This window comes from Thalassospira sp., from assembly GCF_048059015.1.
GTDB lineage: Bacteria > Pseudomonadota > Alphaproteobacteria > Rhodospirillales > Thalassospiraceae > Thalassospira.
The window spans coordinates 122,647-145,831 of sequence record NZ_JBLLNT010000002.1; the positions used below are offsets into that span (position 1 = coordinate 122,647).

Annotated in this window: 22 protein-coding genes and 1 tRNA gene; 10 read left to right on the forward strand and 13 right to left on the reverse strand. The window is 53.3% G+C overall.

What is annotated here, in order from left to right; all coding sequences use genetic code 11:
* Window positions 1–2: 2 nt before the first annotated feature.
* Window positions 3–1,229, forward strand: coding sequence for a response regulator (locus tag ACMZ66_RS01205; RefSeq protein ID WP_416933653.1), 1,227 nt, complete (start codon window positions 3–5; stop codon window positions 1,227–1,229).
* A gap of 43 nt (window positions 1,230–1,272) precedes the next feature.
* Here the strand turns inward: ACMZ66_RS01205 and ACMZ66_RS01210 are convergent, their stop codons facing one another.
* From ACMZ66_RS01210 to ACMZ66_RS01220, 3 genes are all read right to left on the reverse strand, one after another.
* Window positions 1,273–2,748: a sensor histidine kinase gene (locus ACMZ66_RS01210; protein WP_416933655.1), complete on the reverse strand. Its 1,476-nt coding sequence runs from the start codon at window positions 2,746–2,748 to the stop codon at window positions 1,273–1,275.
* A gap of 31 nt (window positions 2,749–2,779) precedes the next feature.
* A complete protein-coding gene (locus tag ACMZ66_RS01215; protein ID WP_416933657.1) occupies window positions 2,780–3,256 on the reverse strand; it encodes a hypothetical protein in 477 nt (158 codons plus the stop codon).
* A 94-nt stretch (window positions 3,257–3,350) separates the two neighbouring features.
* Window positions 3,351–4,532, reverse strand: coding sequence for an EAL domain-containing protein (locus ACMZ66_RS01220; RefSeq protein ID WP_416933659.1), 1,182 nt, complete (start codon window positions 4,530–4,532; stop codon window positions 3,351–3,353).
* A 151-nt stretch (window positions 4,533–4,683) separates the two neighbouring features.
* Between ACMZ66_RS01220 and ACMZ66_RS01225 the strand changes: the two genes are divergently transcribed.
* The 5 genes from ACMZ66_RS01225 to ACMZ66_RS01245 all read left to right on the forward strand — a co-directional run bounded on the left by ACMZ66_RS01225 (window position 4,684) and on the right by ACMZ66_RS01245 (window position 10,157).
* On the forward strand, window positions 4,684–5,652 hold the full coding sequence (locus ACMZ66_RS01225) for a DNA-binding response regulator (protein WP_416933661.1): 969 nt from the start codon (window positions 4,684–4,686) through the stop codon (window positions 5,650–5,652).
* Between the two features lie 110 nt (window positions 5,653–5,762).
* Window positions 5,763–6,449, forward strand: coding sequence for a sugar transferase (locus tag ACMZ66_RS01230; protein ID WP_416934590.1), 687 nt, complete (start codon window positions 5,763–5,765; stop codon window positions 6,447–6,449).
* Window positions 6,449–7,696, forward strand: a complete 1,248-nt coding sequence (locus ACMZ66_RS01235) for an outer membrane beta-barrel protein (protein WP_416933663.1) — start codon at window positions 6,449–6,451, stop codon at window positions 7,694–7,696. The genes ACMZ66_RS01230 and ACMZ66_RS01235 overlap by 1 nt, the downstream gene beginning before the upstream one ends.
* On the forward strand, window positions 7,697–8,254 hold the full coding sequence (locus tag ACMZ66_RS01240) for a polysaccharide biosynthesis/export family protein (protein ID WP_416933664.1): 558 nt from the start codon (window positions 7,697–7,699) through the stop codon (window positions 8,252–8,254).
* Window positions 8,255–8,489: 235 nt separating this feature from the next.
* On the forward strand, window positions 8,490–10,157 hold the full coding sequence (locus ACMZ66_RS01245; protein WP_416933666.1) for a thiamine pyrophosphate-binding protein: 1,668 nt from the start codon (window positions 8,490–8,492) through the stop codon (window positions 10,155–10,157).
* A 112-nt stretch (window positions 10,158–10,269) separates the two neighbouring features.
* Here the strand turns inward: ACMZ66_RS01245 and ACMZ66_RS01250 are convergent, their stop codons facing one another.
* From ACMZ66_RS01250 to ACMZ66_RS01265, 4 genes are all read right to left on the reverse strand, one after another.
* Window positions 10,270–11,562, reverse strand: a complete 1,293-nt coding sequence (locus tag ACMZ66_RS01250; protein ID WP_416933668.1) for a TRAP transporter large permease — start codon at window positions 11,560–11,562, stop codon at window positions 10,270–10,272.
* Window positions 11,556–12,062, reverse strand: a complete 507-nt coding sequence (locus ACMZ66_RS01255; RefSeq protein ID WP_416933670.1) for a TRAP transporter small permease — start codon at window positions 12,060–12,062, stop codon at window positions 11,556–11,558. Before ACMZ66_RS01255 ends, ACMZ66_RS01250 begins: the two co-directional genes overlap by 7 nt.
* Before the next feature lie 80 nt (window positions 12,063–12,142).
* On the reverse strand, window positions 12,143–13,180 hold the full coding sequence (locus ACMZ66_RS01260) for a TRAP transporter substrate-binding protein (protein WP_416933672.1): 1,038 nt from the start codon (window positions 13,178–13,180) through the stop codon (window positions 12,143–12,145).
* A 37-nt stretch (window positions 13,181–13,217) separates the two neighbouring features.
* Window positions 13,218–14,384, reverse strand: coding sequence for an amidohydrolase (locus ACMZ66_RS01265; RefSeq protein ID WP_416933674.1), 1,167 nt, complete (start codon window positions 14,382–14,384; stop codon window positions 13,218–13,220).
* Between the two features lie 87 nt (window positions 14,385–14,471).
* On the opposite strand from ACMZ66_RS01265, the gene ACMZ66_RS01270 reads away from it, so the two are divergent.
* On the forward strand, window positions 14,472–14,966 hold the full coding sequence (locus tag ACMZ66_RS01270; RefSeq protein ID WP_416933676.1) for a MarR family winged helix-turn-helix transcriptional regulator: 495 nt from the start codon (window positions 14,472–14,474) through the stop codon (window positions 14,964–14,966).
* A 94-nt stretch (window positions 14,967–15,060) separates the two neighbouring features.
* Here the strand turns inward: ACMZ66_RS01270 and ACMZ66_RS01275 are convergent, their stop codons facing one another.
* The 6 genes from ACMZ66_RS01275 to ACMZ66_RS01300 all read right to left on the reverse strand — a co-directional run bounded on the left by ACMZ66_RS01275 (window position 15,061) and on the right by ACMZ66_RS01300 (window position 20,557).
* Window positions 15,061–15,708, reverse strand: coding sequence for a 5'-methylthioadenosine/S-adenosylhomocysteine nucleosidase (locus tag ACMZ66_RS01275; RefSeq protein ID WP_416933678.1), 648 nt, complete (start codon window positions 15,706–15,708; stop codon window positions 15,061–15,063).
* 79 nt (window positions 15,709–15,787) lie between these two features.
* Window positions 15,788–16,264, reverse strand: a complete 477-nt coding sequence (locus tag ACMZ66_RS01280; RefSeq protein ID WP_416933680.1) for a hypothetical protein — start codon at window positions 16,262–16,264, stop codon at window positions 15,788–15,790.
* Between the two features lie 112 nt (window positions 16,265–16,376).
* Window positions 16,377–16,453: transfer RNA gene (locus tag ACMZ66_RS01285), tRNA-Arg, on the reverse strand.
* Window positions 16,454–16,604: 151 nt separating this feature from the next.
* Window positions 16,605–18,341 carry an adenylate/guanylate cyclase domain-containing protein gene (locus tag ACMZ66_RS01290; protein WP_416933682.1) on the reverse strand — a complete coding sequence of 579 codons (1,737 nt, stop codon included), beginning with the start codon at window positions 18,339–18,341 and terminating at the stop codon, window positions 16,605–16,607.
* Window positions 18,342–18,487: 146 nt separating this feature from the next.
* Entirely contained in the window at window positions 18,488–19,492 is a 1,005-nt protein-coding gene (locus ACMZ66_RS01295) for a lysophospholipase (RefSeq protein WP_416933684.1), read from the reverse strand.
* A gap of 102 nt (window positions 19,493–19,594) precedes the next feature.
* Window positions 19,595–20,557 carry an ABC transporter ATP-binding protein gene (locus ACMZ66_RS01300; protein WP_416933686.1) on the reverse strand — a complete coding sequence of 321 codons (963 nt, stop codon included), beginning with the start codon at window positions 20,555–20,557 and terminating at the stop codon, window positions 19,595–19,597.
* 123 nt (window positions 20,558–20,680) lie between these two features.
* Here ACMZ66_RS01300 and ACMZ66_RS01305 point away from each other — a divergent pair, with 123 nt between their 5' ends.
* From ACMZ66_RS01305 to trpA, 3 genes are all read left to right on the forward strand, one after another.
* Complete coding sequence (locus ACMZ66_RS01305) at window positions 20,681–20,932, forward strand: zinc-finger domain-containing protein (protein WP_416933688.1); 252 nt, start codon at window positions 20,681–20,683, stop codon at window positions 20,930–20,932.
* 139 nt (window positions 20,933–21,071) lie between these two features.
* Entirely contained in the window at window positions 21,072–22,295 is a 1,224-nt protein-coding gene (trpB, locus tag ACMZ66_RS01310; protein ID WP_416933690.1) for a tryptophan synthase subunit beta, read from the forward strand.
* Window positions 22,292–23,140 carry a tryptophan synthase subunit alpha gene (trpA, locus tag ACMZ66_RS01315; protein ID WP_416933692.1) on the forward strand — a complete coding sequence of 283 codons (849 nt, stop codon included), beginning with the start codon at window positions 22,292–22,294 and terminating at the stop codon, window positions 23,138–23,140. The genes trpB and trpA overlap by 4 nt, the downstream gene beginning before the upstream one ends.
* The last annotated feature ends 45 nt before the right edge of the window (window positions 23,141–23,185 follow it).

Here is a 23,185-nt window from a genome sequence, read left to right on the forward strand (position 1 = left end):
TCATGCCCGATAATGCTTCGATCATTTTTGTGGATGACGACATCAATGTGCTGCGCGGTTTGCGCCGGCGCATGATGGGCCAACGCCCTAACTGGTCATTGCGCTTTTTCGAAAGTGCCGAGCAGGCCTTGGTCGGACTGGACCAAGAAGAAGCCGATGTGGTGATTTCCGACATGCGCATGCCATCCATGGATGGGGCGGAATTCCTGCGCATCGTTGCCAAACGTTATCCCCAGACATCCCGCATTCTGCTATCGGGTTATGCCGATGAAGTTGCCATTCAGAACGGCACCGCCGCCACCCAGCATTTCCTGACCAAGCCTTGCAAAGACACAGACATCATCCACGCGGTCGAACGCGGCCTGATCATGCGTCGCTACCTGCGCGACCCGATCCTGACGGATATTTTATCTCAGCTTCCTGAGAGACTTGCATGGCCCGAAACCTTCCAACGCTTGCACACGATTTTGCAGTTCAGTGGTCAAAAAAGCCGCATCGAGCTTGATGATTTTGCCCGACAACACCCCGGTCTTACTGCCCTTGCACTTGAGCAGGCAAAACGCGAACAGCTTGTCCCTCATGGTCAAACCATGGAGCTGATCGGGTTGGTCAGTATTTTGGGGATAGAGACCATAAAGGCGCTTTGTGTCCTTTGGTCCGAATGTGGACAGCCTGACATACTGGATCCCGATCACATTGATCTGAAACTGCATCGCCCGATGGTTCTTGGTCAGATGGCAGCAAGCATCGCACGGATGCAAAACATGGCCTATGAGACGGTTGATCACATTCGTGCGGCCGCCCTTCTGTGCCATATCGGCGAAGTCGTGATCAAACAGGTCCGTCCGGAGGGATATGAAGCAAGTCGCCGTCGTGCTGATCAGGATGAATGTGACATCATCTCGGCTGAAATTGCTGAAATGGGATTCGCCCACCCCGGCATTGCGGCAGGCCTGTGTGCTTATTGGGGGTTCCCGCACGAGATTGTCGAAAATATCGCCTTCCACCACCGCCCGGAGGCCGCACCGACATCTGCATCCCAAAGTCTGCTGATTGTCTATGCCGCACAGCATTTCGCCCGCAAAGCCGGCGTTGATGGTGCCGCCCGCGCTAGAAAGTATGACCTCGCAAGCACCTTTATTTCACAATGCGGGGCGGATCGGAAATGGGCACATTGGGAACAAAGCTGCATCTCCAACCACATTCCACTGGACCGCGTCACGCACTAGCTAACGTGATATCCGCTTGTGAAAACATAAGCAGATCGGTTGATTAACGCAGAAGCGCGTTGAGATCAGCCGGTCCCTCAACAGTGGTGGTCTGCGATTGCACATCACTGTTCGGATCAGGTTTGGGCAAGCGAATGACGAATTCTGCGCCCTCGCTATAGGTTGGTGACAGGGTCAGATCACCATTGAAATCATCCTGAATAAGTTTGCGGCAAATCGGCAAGCCCTGACCGGTCCCCACGCCACGTTCCTTGGTGGTGAAGAAGTAATCAAAGATGCGTTCACGGATATCGTCGGGCACACCGCCGCCATTATCGCGTAGCCGGATATAGACGTTGTCATCGTCGGAGCTAACAATAAGATCAATCCGTCCACGGCGTTGGCCACTTTCGCGAATGGCCTGGGACGCATTGACGATCAGGTTGATCAGTGCCTGTGACAGATGGTTGCGTCGACCATTGACCTCTGTCACGTCGGTTTGCATACCAACTTCAAGATCCGCAACATGTTTGACTTGGTTGCGCGTCAGGGTCACGGCGGTATCGATTTCTTCGGTGATCGAAATCATCTCAACCGCATCTGTGGTCGGATGGGCAAATTTGCGAATACCGCGGACAATCTCGGCAATCCGGTTCAGGCCCTGGATGCTTTCATCGATCGCCATGGGAATTTCTTCGGTCAGGAAGTCCAGTTTGTCTTTCTCAAGATTGAGGACCGCAGATTTTCCGTCTTCTTTGCGCTCCACCGCACCGACCAGATCGGCAAAGCTGTCAGACAGGAATTCCAGATTGTTCTGAATATATTGCGCGGGCGTGTTGATTTCATGCGCCACACCACCGGCAAGCGTGCCAAGCGCATGCATCTTGGCGTGATCGGCGGCTTCTTCGATGACTTCCTGTTCCTGACGCGCCTTTTGGGCGGCGATATCGGCAGCAAAGATTTTCTGGCGCTGGCGCACCATGAAACCGCCCAGAACCGCCATGACGACAACACCGCAGAAGAACAGATATGACAGGATTTCGATGTCGGTCTTAACGCTGGCAATGTTGTTGGCGTTATAGACCGACACAAAGTTGGTGGTGCGCACCACTGCCTGCTGCAGGGATTCGTTCATCGGCTCAAGCAGGCGATAGAGTGCCTGTAACTTTTCGCTCGAGTCTTCTGTTGCCAAAAGTGCGTCATCAATCTCTTTGATTTGTTGTTCAAGCAGATCGACCGATTGGGCAACTTCGGGAACAGAAAACAGCACCTTGAAGCCATCGCCATCACGCAATAGATGCACGCGACTGACAAAGATTTCATATTCCAGCAGGATTTCGTCAACGACGTCTTCAGACAGGCCGGTACGACCAAAAGCGGCCTCGATATCGCGTTGCACGATAAAGAACTGCCGCTGAATCTGAAACACCGCCCAGACGAAGTTTTCGCGGTAATTAAACCGCTCATCTTCGAGTTGGTGGACAATGGCTGTGGAAAACACGCCATACAACGCGACAAACAGGACCAATGCGATAAACATGGCCCTGCCTGATGCGTTCAAAAAAAATGTCTTAATTCTCTTCATCAACCGACTTTACTTGCCAGACGGAATAAGACCAGTAGGTATCCGTCTGGAACCGGACATCGGCGTCATAAGGGAAGATCACCCAGAAAGGTCCCTTTTCACGGATCGACATTTCCGCATCATTGAGGTGATAGGCAAGGATCGCCCCATCTTCGCGCAGAACACTGGCCGGGACCATGACGTTGTAATCATTGAGTGCCGAAACACGGACGATTTCCGAGCTGATCCCGTAGGCTTCAAACAAGGCATCAAACGGCACACCTTTGAACTTCTGAACACCGTCGGTCCACGGGGTCGAGGTGTAAATCTCGGTGGTTGGCATCGCCATGAGCTTGTTCATCGAAACCTTGACCACCTCACCATCGGATTTGGTCATCGTCAATGTGCCACCTGCCAGGGCCGGGCTGGCATAAAAACCAATCAATCCGACCACGACAGCAAACAGCTTAAGATAGCTTTTCATCTTCATCCCCTTGCTTCGTCACATGTTTAAACAGTGGTCACGGACCGGGTATATCTCAATGCCCGCAGGACCAATTTAACGGAAACTTTTATCTTCAAGAAGCACTTAGCGGCATGATTGCCTCAGCTTCCCATTGCTCAAGCGGCATCGGACTGCCCAGATGGAAGCCTTGGAGCTCGGTGATGCCATAGATTTGCAGCTTCTCGGCCACCTTCTGGCTTTCGATCCCCTTGGCCGAAATCGAAATCCCCATTTTTGCGCAAACCTGTGCGATCCATTCGACAAATGCATCGTCGAGGAAATCTGTCATCACACCGCGCACCAGATCACGATCAAGCTTGATCCCGGCAAAGACTTCGTGACGCAACAATTCCAGCGAATTATTGCCCGAACCAAAATCATCGACCAAAAGCCCGATACCACGTTCACGCAGGCGGCTGGCACTGGCAAGCAATTCAAGATCATTTGGCGACACTTGCCGTTCAGGGACTTCATAAGTCACCCGAACACCGCGCATGCGCATCTTTTCATAGAAGCGAATGGCCAGTTCCAAAAACTCCGGTGTCTTGAGCGAATAGGCGGCAAGATTGATCGAAAGACTTGCGCTATCGCCCATCAGCGCGCGATAGCGCGGCGCCTGATCGACCATGATCCCCATCAGTTGCCCGGTCAGCCGGTTGATCACCGGATGATCGTTGCAAACTTCAAAAATTTCATCGATGCCATATTCTTTGGCCAGTGTCGGCATCCGACACAGAACTTCGGCACCACAAAGGCCAAGGTCACTGGCGCGATAACGCGGCTGCAGGACCGTGTAAAAATCTGCGCGATCAATCGCGTTATTGACCATATTTGGTGACAGGCCGCTATTTGGCTTTGCCACTGGCACATTATTGTTCAAGACACGGTCAATCGCGTCTTTCAGAACGGCGACTGAAACCGGCTTGGCCAAGACACGAGTCACCATCGCCTGATTGATCGCTTCGCGAAGAGACACGCTTGAAACGTTGCCAGACAACAGCATCCTGTTGACCATCGGCGCCATGCGCGCAGCCTGTTTCAGGAACGTGATCCCATCAATGGCGGGCATGACAAGATCAGCAATAATCAGATCGGTCTGGTCACGATTGGTCGCAAGCCATTCCAGTGCCGACTGCCCTTCGGTGTAGGTGACAAAATCAAAGTTGCTCGACAGCGTGCGGCGCACAGCTGCAAGAAGCTTTTCATCATCATCAACCATCAAAATGATGGGGCGTTTTTTGCTGACCATATCCATAAATGGATAACTCCGGTGAACTTCGTGTCGTGGGTGTTGTCACCAAAGCCACTGTAATTTGTGCATCCGTCGCACGGCGGGGCTTTGAAGCTTCGGAGATTAGTGTCAGACTGGCCTTCTCCAATATCCCCATTTGTGGAGGGCATGTTGAATGGCGGCAAAAAAGTCGGTCCGAATTGCGTTTGTTGATGACGACGAGAACCTGTTGTCATCCCATCGGCGAAACTTTGCCCGCTTGCGCCCCGATTGGGATGCCGTCTTTATTAATGACCCCTATGCCGCACGTGATGCCATCAGCAATGATCGCGACATCCTTGCGGTAGTTCTTGATATCCATATGCCGGGCATGACAGGGCTTGAACTTGCCGCCGAGTTGCGCACAACACGCAATGATCTGATCATTGTCATGCTGACCGGTTATGCCGATCTGCAATCGGCCTTGCTTGCGGTGAATGAGCTTGGCGTGTTTCGTTTTTATCCCAAGCCAACTACGGTTCAGACGATCCTTGATGATATCGAGACAGAGCTGAAATCACGTGCGGGTCAAAGCGACGATACACTCCCGACCGAATTCCTTGATCTTTTTGAACTGGGCGTGATCGCCGTTGATGATGCGCTGACCATCTTGCATATGAATTCGCAGGCCGCCGAAGTGCTTAGAAGCTCATCACTGGTAAAGTCCGGCACGCAGGGCAAGCTTGTGATTGATCCAAGCCCGGATGGATTGGCGGGTTTCCTCACCCCGCCGACCAAACAGGTCCCGCGCAGCCATCAAAGCTTCTCGCTTGAACGCGATGGAGAAAAGCTCTCGCTCCTGATCCGGCGCGTGCCGCAAAAACCCGATAGCTCACCAACCTTCATGGTTGTCCTTGTCGATCCAAACCAACAAAAGCCACCGGCAATCGATGATCTGATGGATCTGTTCGGCCTGACCCGGTCCGAAGCCAAACTGACCCAAAAACTCGCCGAAGGCCTCGCCCTTGATCAGGCCGCCGAACTGGTCGGCATCTCGCATAGCTCGGCACGCACCTATCTTAAAACCATCTTCTCAAAGACGGGTGTCAACCGTCAGCCACAACTGATGAAAACCGTACTGTCAAGCATTCCGTCGCTCCGGTAATCCGTCATCGGGCAACACAGTCGGTAACTGCCCATATCCAAGCCAATCGATTTAATTACTTGAAATAACCCCAAACACATCTACCCTAAGTTACATTCCAATGGGTGATCATGATGGTTTTGGGGGCATCAAGATTGACTGGGACCAAACATCGCGCTGAACAGCAGCAGGCAAATAACCGGCGTAATCTGGTTGCCAAACGACTGCTCGACATATTTTTTGCAATCCTTGGCCTGGTCCTGCTTGCACCTGTCATGGTTGCTGTGGCTTTGGTTCTTTACGGTCTTGGCCACATGCGACCGATCTTCGTGCAGAAACGGGTCGGCAAAGACGGGCAGCTCTTTCCAATCTACAAATTTCGCACCATTCGGGACGGTTCGTGTCGATCATTATCAACGCGCCCTCAAAGGTATCAGAACGCTTTCACACAATTTCTTCGGGTCAGTGGCCTTGATGAATTGCCTCAGCTGCTCAACGTTTTGCGCGGTGACATGTCATTGGTCGGGCCACGCCCGCATACCTTGACGGATCACATTCTGTTTGCTGCGCGTTGCCCGGCGTATGAAACCAGACTCATTGTACAGCCCGGCATAACTGGCTGGGCGCAAGTTCACGGTTGGCGCGGAACGGTGCAAACCGAAGACCATCTTCAATCCCGTATTCATTTCGATCGCGCCTATGTCGAGCGCTGCGGTGTGCTGTTTGACTTGTTTATCCTGCTTTTGACAGTTTCCTTGCCTTTTCGGGCCGCAATCAAACGGGACAAACACCCCAGACTTGATGAACGGCGGGCTTGATGGGGCGATCCACGTTAAGCACATCAGCAAAGCAAAGTTGGGCATATCTGATTGCAATTTCGCTTTGCTTGCTTGCTGCCCAAACAAGTGCATTCGCCCAGACATCTGAAGATAAAGCACCGGACCAATCAAGCATTCGCTTTGGCCGCGTTCTCATTTCACCAAAGCTCACCACCAGCACGCAATTTAACGACAACATCTATCTGGCTGAATCTTCTCCAAAGTCCGATCTGATCACCACAATCTCACCAAGGATTTCGATCGAAAGTGATTGGCAGACATTTGGTTTACGGCTTGCTGCGGGTGCTGATCTTGGCCTCTTTGCAAAGTCCAAGCCTGATGACTATCAGGATCTGGAGTTAACAGCCGCAGGTGACCTGAAGATCGGAGATGCCACGCTACAGGGAAGTACAGAATGGAGACGTGCACATGACCCACGGGGTGGGAATGACGTCCCAACAGGCGCGGATGAGCCTGTCATTTATCACGATATGACAACACGCGCGGGCGCACGCTATGTGTCGACGCTTTTGCGATATGAAACAGAGGTCTCACTACGTCGCCTCGCATTTGACGACAGCAGAACAGTTTCCGGTAACTTGATCCGAAATGATGATCGTGATCGGCTCGAGATGCGTGAAACGCTGCGCTTTTTGGTACCGATAGACCGCGGGCGTGAAGTTTATGGAGAAGTAACCCTCAACCAGCGCCAATATGATAGCATACCCGATGATACGGGCATTGTCCGCGATTCTTCCGGTTATCAGCTCTTTGGTGGGTTGCGTGTTGATCTAACCAACCTGATTTCGGCTGATTTGGCCGCGGGATGGATGAGCCAAACCTACTCGGATCAAAGCTTTGGCGATATTAACGATTATACCCTTCGTGCAAACACGGATTGGGCAGTAACCCGCCTGACCTCCATTAACTTGGATGTCGCACGCACAATCCGCGAAACCACCCTTACCGGTGCAAGCGGTGTTCTGGCATTTGAAGCCGGGCTTGGTGTAACCCATGAGCTCCGCCGGGGATTAGACATCGGTGTTTCTGCCGGACATATCCGCGAACAATTCAAACAAATCACCCGACATGATGAAATCAGTAAGTTGGGTGCCAGCCTGTCCTACGATTTGAACCGTTTTGCTCGCATTGACGCGGCAATCAATCATGATCGTCGTTCGTCAAACAGTGCCGGACACGATTATCGCCGTTTTCAAACGCAGATCAGCCTCAAGCTGGAGATGTAGATGAACCGCACCCAGTCAATGCTCACAGAATCTAGCTTCTTAACCTTCATCACCTTGCTCTTTGTTTTCCTAGCGTCCGCAACACCCACTCGCGCACAAACCATCTATCCGATTGATAGTGGTGATACGGTCAAGGTCACCGTATTTGGTGAACGCGAGCTATCTGGCGAGTTTGTCGTTGATGCACAAGGCAGGCTTAACCTTGCCCTGATCGGACCAGTCGTTGTGCGTAACCTGACCGCGGATCAGGCACGCACCGTTATTCACGACGCTTATCTTGATGGTTATCTTCGTCACCCCGATGTTGCCGTCGAAGTCATTGCATTTCGGCCATTTTTCATCTTGGGTGAAGTTAATCAACCGGGTTCCTATGGCTTTGTGCCGGGCATGAATGTTCTAAATGCGATCGCGATTGGTGGCGGCATGACTTATCGCGGGGATGAAGATGATATCGAAATCCTGCGCGGGAATGACTCCAGCCGTGTCGCACTTGAAGCCAAGCTCAGCACTATCATCCTGCCGGGTGACATCGTTCGAGTGACGGAGCGGTACTTTTGAAATCACTGCGATTTTTGAGTTTCGCAGCAGAACCTGCTGCACATCCCTGCATCAATCCCCTCTGAATTAGAACAGCTAAACACTGCGTTGAATTTTGGTGATTTTTATCGCCTTGGCACCTTTACCTTTGCCCCGCATTCGTGATGAAATCGCGGATATGATTGCGCATCCACAGCGCCAAGAACAATGACAACAAAGCAATCCAAATTGCCCCACCACACGGAGTTCTTCTTTCATGTCCGGGAAAACGCAAATGCGCCACGGCGGTCGTATTCTGGTTGATCAATTGGCCCTGCACGGCGCGGAACGCGTCTTTTTGGTGCCAGGTGAAAGCTATCTTGCTGTTCTTGATGGCCTTGTGGATCATCCCGACATTGATCCGATCATTTGCCGTCAGGAAGGCGGGGCAGCGATCATGGCCGAGGCCTATGGCAAGCTGACCAATAAGCCCGGCATTTGCATGGTCACCCGTGGTCCCGGTGCGACCAATGCATCGGCGGGCGTACATGTTGCCCATCAGGACAGTACACCAATGATCCTGCTGGTCGGGCAAATCGGGCGGGATATGGTCGATCGTGAGGCGTTTCAGGAAGTCGATTATCGCAAGATGTTCGAACCGCTCGCCAAGTGGGTCGGGCAGATTGATGACATCAACCGCATCCCCGAATATATCAGCCACGCCTATCACATCGCGACATCCGGCCGCCCCGGCCCGGTGGTTCTGGCGCTGCCAGAAGACATGCTGTCTTCAAGCACAGAGGTTGCGGATGCCAAACCCTATGTCCCGGTTGAAGCCAAAACAGCCCCGGAAGACGTCGCGCGTTTCCGCGAAGCCCTATCGAAATCCGAAAAACCGGTGATGATCGTCGGGGGTGGTGGCTGGACCCGCGAAGCGACTGAAAACCTTAAATCGTTTGCACTTCGTAACAATGTCCCGATCGCGACGAGCTTCCGCTGTCAGGACTATATCCCTAACACGCACAGCCACTTTGTTGGCGATGTTGGCATTGGCATTAACCCGAAGCTTTCCGAATTCATCCGCGACAGCGATCTGGTGATTTTGGTCGGCTCGCGCATGGGCGAAATGACAAGCAGCGGCTATAGCCTGCTGGATATCCCCTGCCCCAAACAAAAGCTGATCCATGTTTATGCCGGACCGGACGAACTCGGCCGTGTCTATCGCCCCGATATCGCGATCAACGCGTCACAACGATCCTTCTTGCGTGCCATCGCCATGATGGAGCCTGTGGATGGATCAGCCCGTGATGACATGATCGAAACGGCACATGCCAATTACATCGCGTTTTCCACACCGCTTGATACGCCGGGCGACGTAAAAATGGCCCATGTGATTACCGAGCTGCGCGACAAACTGCCTGATAACGCCATTGTCACCAATGGCGCGGGAAATTACGCCGCCTTCCTGCATCGTTTTTTCCGCTACCGGGAATATCGTACCGAACTGGCCCCGACGTCGGGTTCAATGGGTTATGGATTGCCGGCATCGGTTTCCGCCAAGCTTGCCCATCCAGACCGCCCGGTAATTTGCCTTGCCGGTGACGGGTGCTTCTTGATGCACGGGCAGGAATTCGCCACCGCCGTTCAATATGGCGCGAATATCATCACGATTGTGGTCAATAACGGCATGTTTGGCACCATCCGCATGCATCAGGAACGCAACTATCCCGGCCGCGTTTCAGGGACCGAGCTCCATAACCCGGATTTCGCGGCCTATGCGGTCGCCTTTGGCGGATATGGCGATACTGTCACCGAAACGGCTGATTTCGGCCCGGCCCTGGATCGCGCGGTGGCAAGCGGCAAGCCCGCCATCATCGAAGTTCAGGTCGACCCACAGGCCCTGACCCCGATCAAAACCCTTGATCAGATCCGGGCAGGCACTTGAATAAGCTGAACTGCGTAGGCAAAGAAAATGGGATCAGCCTAATTGGCGGCTGATCCCATTTTTATAAGGCTTATGCAAAAGCCGAGTTTGACCGGCCGAGTATGACCCGTTGTTACCCCACTGTACTGCCAAGCCACAGCGTAATGACTGGAAACGCGACGAGCAGAACCAAACGGACCACATCAACTGCAATAAACGGCACCAATCCGCTGAAGATCCGCAGCACTGGGACGTCGGGCAATACTGACTTCATCACAAACACATTCATCCCCATTGGCGGGGTGATCAGCGCGATCTCGGTCACGATAATGATCAGAATGCCAAACCAGACCAAATCAAACCCCTGACTGGCAACAATCGGGGCAAACAGGGGCACAAAGATTAGAATCATGGCCATGGAATCCATGACACAGCCCAAAACAAGAAACACGGCCATAATGCAGAAAATCAGGGCCAGACCATCAAGACCACTTAGTTGAACGAGGCCAAGCAACCCACCCGCAAGCCCAGAAAGGGTCAAAAGCTTGGAAAACAGCATCGCACCAAACAAAACGGCGTAAAGCGAGACTGAGGTATATGCGGTTTCAACAATGACTTTCTTCAAAGTCGCGGGGTTAAGGCGTCCATGAAGAAAAGCAATCAGGATCGACAACCCGGCCCCCATCCCGGCCGCTTCTGTGGGTGTGAACAGCTTGCCATAAAGCCCGCCAATGATCAGACCAAACAGCAGAATGAATGGCCAAACTCCTTTAATGGACGCAAGACGCTCTGCCCAGGAAGCCCTATCCCCCTTGGGCGCATCAGACGGTCTTCGTGTGGCGATTCCGACAATGACAAGCAGATAAAGCCCTAATCCCAAGAGTCCCGGTAGAACACCGGCAACAAACAGATGGCCGATATTAGTCTGGGTCAGGATGCCATAGACCACCATGATGATCGATGGCGGGATCATGATACCGAGTGTTCCACCCGCAGCGATCGTGCCGGCAGAAATCTTGTCGGAATAGCCATATCGCTTAAGACTGGGATAGGCGACCTTGGTCATGGTCGCGGCGGTTGCGTAGCTGGAGCCACACACTGCCGAAAACCCGGAACATGCGATCATGGTCGAAAGCGCAAGCCCACCGCGCATGTGCCCGACAAAGGCAAATGCAGCCTTAAACAGGTCGCGCGCAATACCCGTTTTGGCAATGACGTTGCCCATCAAAATGAACATCGGCACAACTGCAAGATCATAGGAGAAGACCGCATCAGATATGGTAATTGGCACTAGCAGAAACGCAGTCTGCCAGCTCACGGCCAAGCCCATCCCGACAATCGAAACCCCAAGCAAAGCAAAGGCCAATGGCACACGCAACATCGCCAAAATGATGACGGCGAGCATGGAAATACTGCCGATCAACATAGCTCGTTCTCCGGATCTTGTTCTGAGGTTTCATCACGTCGGAACGTTGCAAACAACACGGCATAAGCTGCAAAAACCGAAAGACCACAACTGATTGCGATGTAAAAATAAAATGGTGCTCGTGGGATGTTTAGCGCCTGACTGACTTCTGAAATCGAACTGGCATTCTGTGCATGCCCAACAAACAAATAGGCAATCAACGCCAAAATAGCCGAGACCCCGACAGCCGTCACAACCCGCCACCAGTAGAACCCGGATTGGAGCAGATATTTATCAAAAATATCAACGGTCAGATGCATCCCCGCCACCGTCACCAACGGCAAGCCGGCAAAAACCACCAGCGCCATCAGATGTTCGATCAGATCATTTGCCCCATAGATCGGATAACCAAACAGATGACGCCCGATCACATCACAAAAGGTCAGCCCGACCATTGCAATCATAAGGACCGTAATCAGTGTTTCGGTAAGTCTGCGCACGCCAAGAGCAATGCCACGCATGGTATTATCCTTTGGATGACATAATCCCCGGGGCATTGATGACCTGCTTCCCGGGGCTTATGTGGTCTCAATGTCTGGTTCTATTTGGCGAGCACGTCTTTATAGGCCGCACTGTAGAAATCAAGAACTGCCTGCGGATCTTCCAGACCAGCTGATTTCGCGCTATCCACCCAGTCGGAAACCATGGTTGCGTATACTTCATCGACAGCGGCGACAAGTTCCGGTGAAGCGTCGACAAATTCATGTCCTGCGCCCTTGAGCTTTTCAGTGGCACTTGCACTTTGAACATCAAAGTTCTTGCCCCAAAGTGCTGACAAGCTCTCGCCGGATATACTGTCGATCGCGGCTTTGTCGGCATCACTCAGACCATTCCACTTCGCCTTGTTCATGACAAAGAAGAACGTGCCATCATAAAGACCATTTGGGAAAATGGTATGATGGGGAAGGCTTTCTTCAAGTCGGAAATTCACAATCGATTCCAACGGATGCAGCGATCCGTCGATCACATTGGCATCAAGCATTTCATAGGCCTTGGGGGCTGGTGCTGCAACCGGCACAGCGCCAAGCGCACTGAGAAGCTTTTCCTGAATCGGGCCGCCCATGCGGAACTTTTGATTGGCGACGTCGTCCGGCGCAACAATCTTTTTGCTGCCATGATGAAGCTGCCCGCCGCCAAGCATGCCGACAGCCAACATCTTCACATCGCTATATGGTGACATGTCAGAAAGATACGTTTCATAGGTCTGCCAAAGCGCACGGCTTTGGGCCTCTGCATTGGTTCCGGCATTCGGGAATTCAGCAAACCAGATCGATTTAAAACGTTCCGGCTCGTAAGTGAAATTGCCCCACGTAATGTCGGCAACGCCAGTACGCGCAAGTTCCCAATGTTGCGGCGGGCTACCAAGCGGGGCTGGAAGAATGTTGATCGTTACCCGCCCTTCGGTCGCCGCTTCAACATTCTTGGCAAATGGCACAAGGAAGTCGGTATGGACAAAGTGAGTTGCCGGCACCCAAGTTGACAGGGTCAGGGTTTCTGAATGTGCAGAACCCATTCCAGCGCCTGATATCGCCCCGATCACAATGGCCCCCAACACCATTTTTCGCATGTATTTATTCATCTGATCCACCTCTGATAAACCAAGTTTTTCGTCGTTTTTACGGCTGCTTTGCACAGCGCTTTTTCGCCAGATCAGCAAATATTTGCGCGCCGATCGGGATGATGTTCGGGTCAAAGGCATAATCCGGATGATGCGGATAGCGGCCATCTTGCCCAATAAAGAAATAAGCCCCGGGTACAAGTCCCAGCATTTCCGAGAAATCCTCTGACGCCATCAGGCTCTTGGAGGCTTCAACCACACGATCCGCACCAAACAAATCAATGGCCGTTTTTCTAACGGCATCAACGCCAAGTGCATGATTGCGGGTCAGCGGTGCTACGGTTTCCACAGTCAAGGCGATTTTTACGCCGTGCGATATCTCGATGGATTTTGCGCTGTCTTCCAACAGGCTTGTCAGGCGGTCGCGAACTTCCTTTGAGTGCGTCCGCATGGTGCCTTGCAGGGTGACGAAGTCTGGCAAAATGTTGCGCGCTGTTCCGCCCTGACACACCCCGAACGAGATCACACCAGCAGATCGGGTATCAATCACCCGGGTCGCAAGTTGCTGAACCGTCGTAATAAAGCTTGCCGCAGCAAGGATGGCGTCTTCGCCAGTCTGCGGCGCAGAACCATGCGTGCCATTTGCAAAAATCTTCACGTCTATATTGTCTGACGAAGCCAAGACCACATCATCAGGAATGCAAACATGCCCGACCGGCAGCCCCGGAATGTTATGCAGGGCATAGATCTCGTCACATGGGAAGCGATCAAACAGACCGTCTGAAATCATCGCCCGTGCGCCCTCAAGCAGCTCTTCGGCAGGCTGAAATATAAAGCGCACAGTGCCGTCAAAGTTGCCATGTTCGGCCAGATAGGCCGCGGCGGTCATGGCCGTCACGGTGTGGCCGTCATGGCCGCAACCATGGAAACGGTTTGGCAGTTCAGAGGCATAATCAACATCTGCCGTTTCGTTCATCGGCAGGGCATCAAGCTCTGCGCGAAAGCCGATGGTGCGCCCGTACCCGTTGTCATCACCCTTGGTCAATGAGGCGACAACGCCGGTACGCCCAATGCCTGTTTCGATGTCGTAACCAAGTGCATTGAGGGTTTCCGCAACCAAGCCAGCGGTGCGGACCTCTTCAAACCCAATCTCGGGATGGCGGTGCAATGCCTGAAGCCAGGACAGGCTTTTCGCTCTCTGGCCCTCGTACCAAGTTTCGAACATCGATCCCCCATATAGTTGCATATTGAGATAATTGCAGATTAAGATTGTTGAAAAGAAAGATCAATAGCGCATTTTGAGGAGGAAACCATGAAACCGGAGACACTGGCCCTAATGTCCGAGCAGAAAACCTTCATGAACATCCGACTGACCTACCGGCTTGAGCTGTTGGCGCAGCGGGCCATCGCAGAGAATGACGAGATTTTCCTGCGCGAAACCGGCTGTCGCATTCGTGAGCTAAGGGTTCTGCGATTGATTGATGACATGCCTGGAACGACATTCGCCAAAATCGCCAAGGAAACCGGCCTTGAAAAAAGCCTGACGTCGCGGATCATTCAGAATCTGATCGCAAAGGATCTTGTTTCGCGTGAAAACTCGGATGCAGACGCGCGCATCTTTCGCCTTTCAACCACGCAAAAAGGCAAAGACGTCAGATCACAAGCCCGCATCATCTCTGATGAGCTCGACCAGATTTTGCACAGCCCGCTCAACAAGATCGAGATGGAGCAGCTAGATAACCTGCTAGAAAAATTGGGAGAATGGGTCGCATCCGACACCTATCGAACTCGACTTTCCGAATTCTGATTGCTTGCACGACAAAAGCCACCGGTAGAACCAATACCGGATCAAGGCGTGTCGAGTGCGGAATGCGGGGAGGGAGTTACAAACAAGACCAAGATCAGCGTTTGGGAATGCTGATCTCGCCACTTTCAAGACCGGCTTTGAGCGCATCAACGGCCACAGCCAGCTTTTCATCAATCACATGCAGATAGGCCGTCCAGTCCGAAAGCTTCTTAAGCTCTTCCTTGCCATCGGAAATGCCGCGAAGACCGATCAGCGGCACATCAAATTTATGGCACGCGCGCAGGATGGCAAAGCTTTCCATATCGACCATATCAGCATCAATCACGTCATAGGTCGCACCCGACACCACATTGGCCCCGGTCGACAAACGTGCTTCCGGGACGCCTGGAATGCGCAACGTCATCTCGATCTCGGCTGGCAAATCAACAAAAGGCGTACAGCCCTTCTCAAAGCCCAGAACAGATGCATCCATGTCGCGATATGATACCGACACGGCCTGATAAACCTCGGCCTGCTCCAAGGTCCGCGACCCGGCCGATCCCAACGTGACCACCAGATCAGGCAAATCACCCGCCAGCTTCAGCTCGGTCAAAGCTTCCGTCAGATTGATCGCTGCCTCCACCGGGCCAACGCCGATCATCAAGGGCGTAAATCGCGCTTTGAGAAAAGCGCCATATTCCGCCGGTGCCGCCATTGCGAACAATACGTTATGGCCAGCAACATCATGAAGGTATCCGCGCATTTCTGATCTTTCGCTTTCTTAAAATCCTGCCCGCACCATAGCGACACGCACACGCTTTAGCAGCCCTAAATTGGCCTGATCACGCCGCCACATGACGGGATGGAACACACAGCTTGGCAAGAAACGCGATCCCCATAATCAGCGCAAGCGCATCAAAGAATGCCATCGATGCAACCCCAAACGCAGCCACAAACGTGTCTTCAAGCAGCGGTTCAAAACACTGATCGTTGATTTCCATGATCAGGCCGATGATCAGCAGATAAGCGCCGTATCGTTCGGAAAGTTCGTTCAGCTCATGCTGCTTCTCGGCGATTTCTTCGCCGTAAGCTCGTTTTGCCAGCATCTCGCGCATTTCAAGAAACACGCCGAATGCAACAAGGATGACGGCAACGTCTTCTTCGAGTGTGACATCGGCATCAAAAATACCGGTTTCAAATGCCAGTGACAGGGTCGCGAAATGTGCCCAGCCGGTTGTGACCACCATTGCCATGACGACAAGGGTCCAGACGGCGAGCGAAACCGGATGAATGGTGAACAGGAAGAAGAGTTTCTTCATCGATAAGCCCCAAAAGAATACGACAACTCAGTCCAGCCGGGCCTGGTAAGGCGAAGCGGTCCTTACGCGTCCTATCTGGGGATCGCCAATCATGTATCACTTTTTGGAGGAGTGGCGCACCCGACAGGATTCGAACCTGTGGCCTTTGCCTTCGGAGGGCAACGCTCTATCCAGCTGAGCTACGGGTGCGCAATAGATCGGTCCACAACTGGATCAAGTGGCCCGAATGCGATGGGTGATACAGGGTTTGGCTCTTACGGGCAAGGGTTTTTGAACCCGTCCCGCACGCCCGAGTATCACCTGATCTGGTTAACGTAACCTTGCGTCCGGATCGCGGCAATCAGCTTTCAACATCGCGGCGATCATATGGATCACGCACGACCCAGGTGCCATTCCATTCGCGGTCCTGCTCACGACGTTCAAGACGTTCCATCCGGTTCATCATCAGCTGGGCGGCAAAGTCGCTGTCATCAAACTCAAGGACTTTTTCATAAAGGGGGCGGGCCTGATCAAACTCGCCCTGGCGGTAATGCGCCATGGCAGTTTCATATTTGGTCCGCCAGTCACGGCGATCATCGGAAAGCTGCCCACCGCTTGCCAGAACCTCGTACAGGAACACGACCTTTTCCGTGCCGAGCAGCACAACATGATCAAGATCGCGCATTTCAATCTCGCCGGCTGCCATATTGGCAGTTTCGTGCGAGGCCAGAATGCGCGTGCCATAGACCCGGTTGGCCTTTTCCAGACGGTTGGCATAGTTCACGCAATCACCAACCACCGTATAGGCGCGCGATTTATCAGTCCCGATGGAGCCCACCACGACCTCGCCTGTCGCAATACCGACACGGATATCAAGCCCGTAATCACCGATCAGATCGGCATATTTGGTCTTAAGCGCGTTAAAGCGCGCGACCTGTTCAAGTGCCGCCTGACAAGCATGACGGGCATGGGCATTTTCCCCGCAAAACGGCGGGCCCCAGAAACCGATTACACGGTCGCCAACGAAATTATCAATGATGCCGCTTTGACTTGCGATCGGCTCGGTCATGGCGGTCAGATAGTCATTGAGGAAATCGACAAGCTTTTCAGGCGGGGTATGTTCGGCCAGCCAGTCAAACCCGGTCAGGTTCACGACACTGACCGTCATCACACGCTTTTCCGAGCTTTCAAGCGCGGTTTCCTGCGCAATAAGGTTATTCACAACCTTTGGATCGACATATTTGCCAAACCGTTCGCGCATCCGGAATCGCACGCGAAGTTCGCGCGTCATGCGGTTAAACGCATCGGCAAGCCGGGCGAAATCGCCCTTGGAACTAAATTCAAGCTTGGTATCCAGCTTGCCCGATTGAATGGAATTGAGCGCATTGGTCGTCTGACGCACCGCCACCACCACCGCATGGGCAAGGTAATAAGCCAGCGACACGCCAATGATGACCGCAGCCAGCATCATGATGAATTCGGCCTGGATCAGGAAATCTTCGCGCTTGGAAACGCTTTCGACCGTATCGGCCGAGTATTTTTCCAAAAGCAAAATCTCGTTACGCAGATCCAGCACAATGTTGCGATGAAGAGTGCGAACAATGTTTTCCTGACGCTGGGCATCAAGGATATCGCCGTCATTCACACGGCTGAGCAGCCGTTCAACACCCAGCGAAAATTGCGCAGAAACATCGGCGAATTCGCGCATGCGCACATCAAGATCAAGCAGGACACCTTCTTCAAAATGTCCGGCAGCCTGTGCACGACCAAGGGCGGCAAAGGTGAATGATTTGCGGAAAGCCTGTTCGATCTGGGTTTGTTTGGCATCGATTTCAATTTCGATGCCATTGAGCAGCGGCGCGCTAGAGCCATCATTTTCGACGACCCGCATATAGCGATCAATCAGCGAGATTTGTTCAAGCTGACGCGCACGCACGTCTGACAGCGCATCTTTGACCGGCGTCACATAGCGCGACACAGCTTCAAGATCACCATTAATGCCAAGGGACTGAATCACAGAGAACCCGGTGGCCACCACAAGCCACACGACGAAAAAGGCCGCGACACCCAGGAACTTTGCCCGAATGGTCCTTAGCATGCCGGTCCTGATCCTCCGTTTATGTGACGATGCACCATGGTCGCTGCTTGGCATATCGGGACGAAGCAGCGGTTCGACAACCCGCATAATGCATTGCAACTCTTTAAAAAAGGCTACCTGATCACCGATCCTTGGTCAAAAAGCAATCATGATCCTGCGCAGGAATAATTTTCTGCTGTTGCCCTGCCCATAACCCACCGACGGATATCTTCGATCACGGTTGGCCCATTCAAATCACGCAAAAGCATGTGATAGCCCGCCTCATAAAGGCAATGCCGATAAAATGGCAGATCAAGAGCCGAAAGATCGCGATCAAGGGCCACCACCGCATCGGGCGGAATGACCTGATCCTGAACACCTGATAGCAACAATGTCGGCACACGAATGTCAGATGCCCGGATGCGCGCCAAATCCATCAAATCCGCCACACCGGCCACCAGATCCACCCGAACGGCTGACATCATATGGGGATCACGCGACAGACGCCTGAGCATCTCGATATTATCTGATGGCCAGATCTCAAGCCCCCGCCCCGTCAATGGCAACCACGGAAGACTGTGCGATATGATCGAAAGCGGTGCTGTTTGATACCAAGGCATCATGTCGCGGTTCCATACCGCCGGTGCCACCAATATCACCCCATCCATCAAATGCGGGCGGGTGGCCGCCGTGATGATCGCCACAGCCCCACCCATGGAATTTCCCATCAGGAAAACCGGTCGCGTTGGATAACGGGCCTTGAGGATCGCTAAAACATCACTTGCATCATTAACCATGCTGTATGCTCCAGCCCAGAACGGCCGTGACGGGCTTCGGCCAAATCCACGTTGGTCAAAGGCATAGATCGCAAGGGTCTCTGATCCAATTTGTTCACCCAACTCCATGAAGGCATTGGCGTAATCCCCCATCCCGTGCAGGGCGAGGATCACCGCATCAGGATCATCAAGGTTGCCCCAAGTTTGCAGGGCAAGCTCGGCCCCGTCACCGGCGCGATAGGTGGTCGCGCTCAGTTCGGTTTGCGCAATTGGCGGCCCAGCCGGGTGAATGGTTGGTGCGCATGCCCAAAGTACGCTCAGCATCAGGCACGGGACCAAAACGCGGGCTGCGCGGGACAGAAAGCCGGATGCAAATTTGGTGATTTTGGCGCGCATGTGAACCCATATCAGCGACAGGAATTCAAAGTTAAAGCCATAAAACAAAACCCCGCAAGTCTTTGCGGGGTTTTGATAAAATCAGCAATCAATGATCTTGGATCAGGCAGCTTCGCCGGCGCGCTGCGCGTTATTGTCACGCGTTAGCATCAGGAAGATGTCTTCAAGATCACCTTCCTCGGTCGAGAGATCCTTGATCGCAAGGCCGCAACCATGAATGGCTTCAAGGATTTCCGCCATCTGGGTGTTGCTTGGACGGTAATGAAGCGCAATCTGGTTTTCAGATTTGAGCTCCGCCCCCCAGGGTGCCAATGCATCCGGTACCGCGTTCAGCACATTGTTCACCGTCAGAACCAGCGTCTTGTGATCAATGCGACGCAGAAGGCTGCGTTTATCTTCATGGGCAATGACCTTGCCCTTGTTGATGATCGCGATCTGATCACAAAGTTCTTCGGCTTCTTCAAGGTAATGCGTGGTCAGAACGATCGTCACACCGGCTTTGTTGAGTTCCTTGACATAAGCCCAAAGCTGCTGACGCAGTTCGATATCCACACCTGCGGTCGGTTCATCAAGCACAAGCACCGGTGGGGTATGGACCATCGCCTTGCCAACCAGAAGACGGCGACGCATGCCACCAGACAGCGAACGCGCATAAGAATCTGCCTTATCTGCAAGACCAAGGGCTGCGAGAATCTCGTCTGTCCGACGTTCCGGTTTGGGCACGCCATAAAGGCCCGCCTGCAATTCCATCACCTGACGCGGGGTGAAAAATGCATCAAGGTTCAATTCCTGTGGCACGATCCCGATCGAGCAGCGCGCAGCACGCATTTGCGCTTCGATATCGTTGCCCCAGATTTTAGCCGTCCCGTCGGTCTTGGTCACCAGACCCGCCAGGATGTTGATAAAAGTAGACTTTCCAGCCCCGTTCGGCCCAAGCAGGGCAAAGAACGAGCCACGCGGGATCTTCAGCGAAACGTTATCAAGGGCGAGTTTTTCGCCGTTCGACCCCTTATAGATCTTTGTCAGCCCTTCGACTTCGATGGCATAGTCGGGCATTGCGTTCATATGTCAGTGATCTCCACTCTTTTCCGCGTCGCTTGTTTGCGCTAAGACCATGGAGCGCCATGAGCATGCGGAAGTATTGATTGAATATGCCCAATCGGTATCATTCCCGGGAAACCGGGGTCAATGCTGACCACATCGCGTGGCCAATCCCGATGGTCACTCAAGCCTGAAATTGGCAAACTTGGAACTGGATATATGAAGATCACCGAAGAAATCAAAGTCGGCACGTTAAATGTTGCCTGTGACGGCGGTAAAGGTCACCTTGGCCACCCGACGGTTTACCTCAATCTTGAGGACAAGGGCGAGGTGGTCTGCCCGTATTGCTCGAAAAAATATATCTTCGACAAATCCCAGGCCGATCACGCAGCCCACTAATCCAAGCGCTACGTTTTTGGGTACAGTGTCGTGCCGGAATTCGCGTGGCAACTCGCCACCTGGTTTCTGGCAGACCATGTAACTGTCACCTGCCTATGCTGTCGTGAACGCCATCACGGCCAATCCACGGGGAACTTCCATGACGTCTTCTACGCCCTCGCTTAACAGCTATCGCGCTCTGCCGGATCCGGACGGGCATTTTGGTAATTTTGGTGGACGCTTTGTCGCCGAAACGCTGATGCCGCTGATCCTTGAGCTGGAGCAGGCCTATAAGGATGCCAAGAACGACCCCGCGTTCAAAAAAGAGATGGATTACTATCTCCGTCACTATGTTGGCCGTGAAAACCCGCTGTATTTCGCTGAACGCCTGTCTGATCACCTCGGCGGTGCAAAGATCTATTTCAAGCGCGAGGATCTCAACCATACCGGCGCGCACAAGATCAATAACTGCATCGGCCAGATCCTGTTGGCCAAGCGTATGGGCAAGACCCGTATCATCGCCGAAACCGGCGCCGGTCAGCATGGCGTTGCGACCGCGACCGTGTGCGCGCGCTTTGGCCTGCCTTGCACGGTCTATATGGGCTCCAAGGATATCGAGCGTCAGTCGCCCAACGTCTTCCGCATGAAGTTGCTCGGTGCTGAGGTCAAACCGGTTGTTTCCGGTTCCTGCTCGCTCAAGGATGCGATGAACGAAGCGCTGCGTGACTGGGTCACCAACGTTGAAGACACCTTCTACATCATTGGTACCGCTGCTGGTCCGCACCCCTATCCGGAACTGGTTCGTGATTTCCAGTCGGTAATCGGCAATGAAGCCCGAGCACAGATCCTTGAAGCCGAAGGCCGCCTGCCGGATCAGGTTCTGGCAGCTGTTGGTGGCGGTTCAAACGCAATCGGCCTGTTCCACCCATTCCTTGATGACAAGGATGTCGAGGTTGTTGGTGTTGAAGCAGCAGGCCACGGCATTCATACCGGCAAACATGCCGCAAGCCTTTCGGCCGGCAAGCCGGGCGTTCTGCATGGCAACCGCACCTATCTTCTGATGGATGATGACGGCCAGATCAAAGAAGCCGACTCGATTTCGGCCGGTCTTGATTATCCGGGCATTGGTCCGGAACATAGCTGGCTTAAAGATATCGGCCGCGCACGTTACGAGCCGATCACCGATACCGAAGCCCTTGATGCGTTCAAGCTGTGCTCGGAACTCGAAGGCATCATTCCGGCCCTGGAATGCAGCCACGCGATTGCGCAGATCGTCAAGGAAGCGCCCAAAATGGGCAAGGACAAGATCATCCTCATGTGTCTGAGTGGCCGGGGTGACAAAGACATCTTTACCGTGGCCGAAGCACTGGGAGTTAAACTGTGAGCGACGCTATCATCGGCGGCCAGGACCGCATCGCCAAACGTTTTGCCAAGCTCAAGGAAGAAGGCCGTGCCGGTCTTGTAACCTTTATCACCGCGGGTGATCCGGACCCGGAAGCTTCGTTTGAAATCCTCAAGCAGCTGCCAGAAGCCGGTGCGGATATCATCGAGCTCGGCATGCCGTTCACCGATCCGATGGCCGATGGCCCCGCCATTCAGGAAGCATCGAACCGAGCACTCGCTGCTGGCATGCATATGCGCAAGACCCTGTCACTTGTCCGTGGTTTCCGCGATCAGGACCACGAAACGCCGATCATTCTGATGGGCTACTACAACCCGATCTATATCTATGGCGTTGCCGAGTTCCTTGAAGATGCGCGCAATGCCGGTGTTGATGGCCTGATCGTCGTTGATCTGCCGCCTGAAGAAGACGCAGAGCTTTGCGTTCCGACTGTGGAAAAAGGCTTGTCCTTCATTCGTTTGACCACGCCGACCTCGGACGACAACCGTCTTCCGAAACTTGTTCAGAATACATCGGGCTTTGTTTACTATGTCTCGGTTGCAGGCGTGACCGGTGCCGGTTCGGCCAGCAACGATCAGATTGTCGAAGCCATGGGCCGCCTGCGTCGCCATACCGATCTTCCGATTGCGGTTGGTTTTGGTATCAAGACCGCCGAGCAGGCAGCCGATGTTGCAAAACAGGCCGATGCGGCCGTTGTTGGTTCGGCAATCGTATCAAAAATTGCCGAAAGTCTTGACGAAAACGGCAAGGCCACCGATAAGACCGCCTCTATGGTTACCGGCCTTGTTCGCGAACTTGCTGATGGGGTCCGAAACGCACGCAAGTAAGGGCGCTGCGTTTCATAGAACCGATATAGACAGAACCAAGGATCA

Bases quoted from the DNA above. Each gene is read 5' to 3' on its own strand.
- ACMZ66_RS01305 (WP_416933688.1), top strand. From the start codon at position 20,681: ATGCTGACCACATCGCGTGGCCAATCCCGATGGTCACTCAAGCCTGAA.
- ACMZ66_RS01215 (WP_416933657.1), bottom strand. From the start codon at position 3,256: ATGAAAAGCTATCTTAAGCTGTTTGCTGTCGTGGTCGGATTGATTGGT.
- ACMZ66_RS01265 (WP_416933674.1), bottom strand. From the start codon at position 14,384: ATGTTCGAAACTTGGTACGAGGGCCAGAGAGCGAAAAGCCTGTCCTGG.
- ACMZ66_RS01295 (WP_416933684.1), bottom strand. From the start codon at position 19,492: ATGCGCGCCAAAATCACCAAATTTGCATCCGGCTTTCTGTCCCGCGCA.
- ACMZ66_RS01290 (WP_416933682.1), bottom strand. From the start codon at position 18,341: ATGCTAAGGACCATTCGGGCAAAGTTCCTGGGTGTCGCGGCCTTTTTC.
- ACMZ66_RS01260 (WP_416933672.1), bottom strand. From the start codon at position 13,180: ATGAATAAATACATGCGAAAAATGGTGTTGGGGGCCATTGTGATCGGG.
- trpB (WP_416933690.1), top strand. From the start codon at position 21,072: ATGACGTCTTCTACGCCCTCGCTTAACAGCTATCGCGCTCTGCCGGAT.
- ACMZ66_RS01225 (WP_416933661.1), top strand. From the start codon at position 4,684: ATGGCGGCAAAAAAGTCGGTCCGAATTGCGTTTGTTGATGACGACGAG.
- ACMZ66_RS01240 (WP_416933664.1), top strand. From the start codon at position 7,697: ATGAACCGCACCCAGTCAATGCTCACAGAATCTAGCTTCTTAACCTTC.
- ACMZ66_RS01270 (WP_416933676.1), top strand. From the start codon at position 14,472: ATGAAACCGGAGACACTGGCCCTAATGTCCGAGCAGAAAACCTTCATG.
- ACMZ66_RS01210 (WP_416933655.1), bottom strand. From the start codon at position 2,748: ATGTTTATCGCATTGGTCCTGTTTGTCGCGTTGTATGGCGTGTTTTCC.
- ACMZ66_RS01255 (WP_416933670.1), bottom strand. From the start codon at position 12,062: ATGCGTGGCATTGCTCTTGGCGTGCGCAGACTTACCGAAACACTGATT.
- ACMZ66_RS01280 (WP_416933680.1), bottom strand. From the start codon at position 16,264: ATGAAGAAACTCTTCTTCCTGTTCACCATTCATCCGGTTTCGCTCGCC.
- ACMZ66_RS01205 (WP_416933653.1), top strand. From the start codon at position 3: ATGCCCGATAATGCTTCGATCATTTTTGTGGATGACGACATCAATGTG.
- ACMZ66_RS01275 (WP_416933678.1), bottom strand. From the start codon at position 15,708: ATGCGCGGATACCTTCATGATGTTGCTGGCCATAACGTATTGTTCGCA.
- ACMZ66_RS01250 (WP_416933668.1), bottom strand. From the start codon at position 11,562: ATGTTGATCGGCAGTATTTCCATGCTCGCCGTCATCATTTTGGCGATG.
- ACMZ66_RS01245 (WP_416933666.1), top strand. From the start codon at position 8,490: ATGTCCGGGAAAACGCAAATGCGCCACGGCGGTCGTATTCTGGTTGAT.
- ACMZ66_RS01300 (WP_416933686.1), bottom strand. From the start codon at position 20,557: ATGAACGCAATGCCCGACTATGCCATCGAAGTCGAAGGGCTGACAAAG.
- ACMZ66_RS01220 (WP_416933659.1), bottom strand. From the start codon at position 4,532: ATGGATATGGTCAGCAAAAAACGCCCCATCATTTTGATGGTTGATGAT.
- ACMZ66_RS01235 (WP_416933663.1), top strand. From the start codon at position 6,449: ATGGGGCGATCCACGTTAAGCACATCAGCAAAGCAAAGTTGGGCATAT.
- ACMZ66_RS01230 (WP_416934590.1), top strand. From the start codon at position 5,763: ATGATGGTTTTGGGGGCATCAAGATTGACTGGGACCAAACATCGCGCT.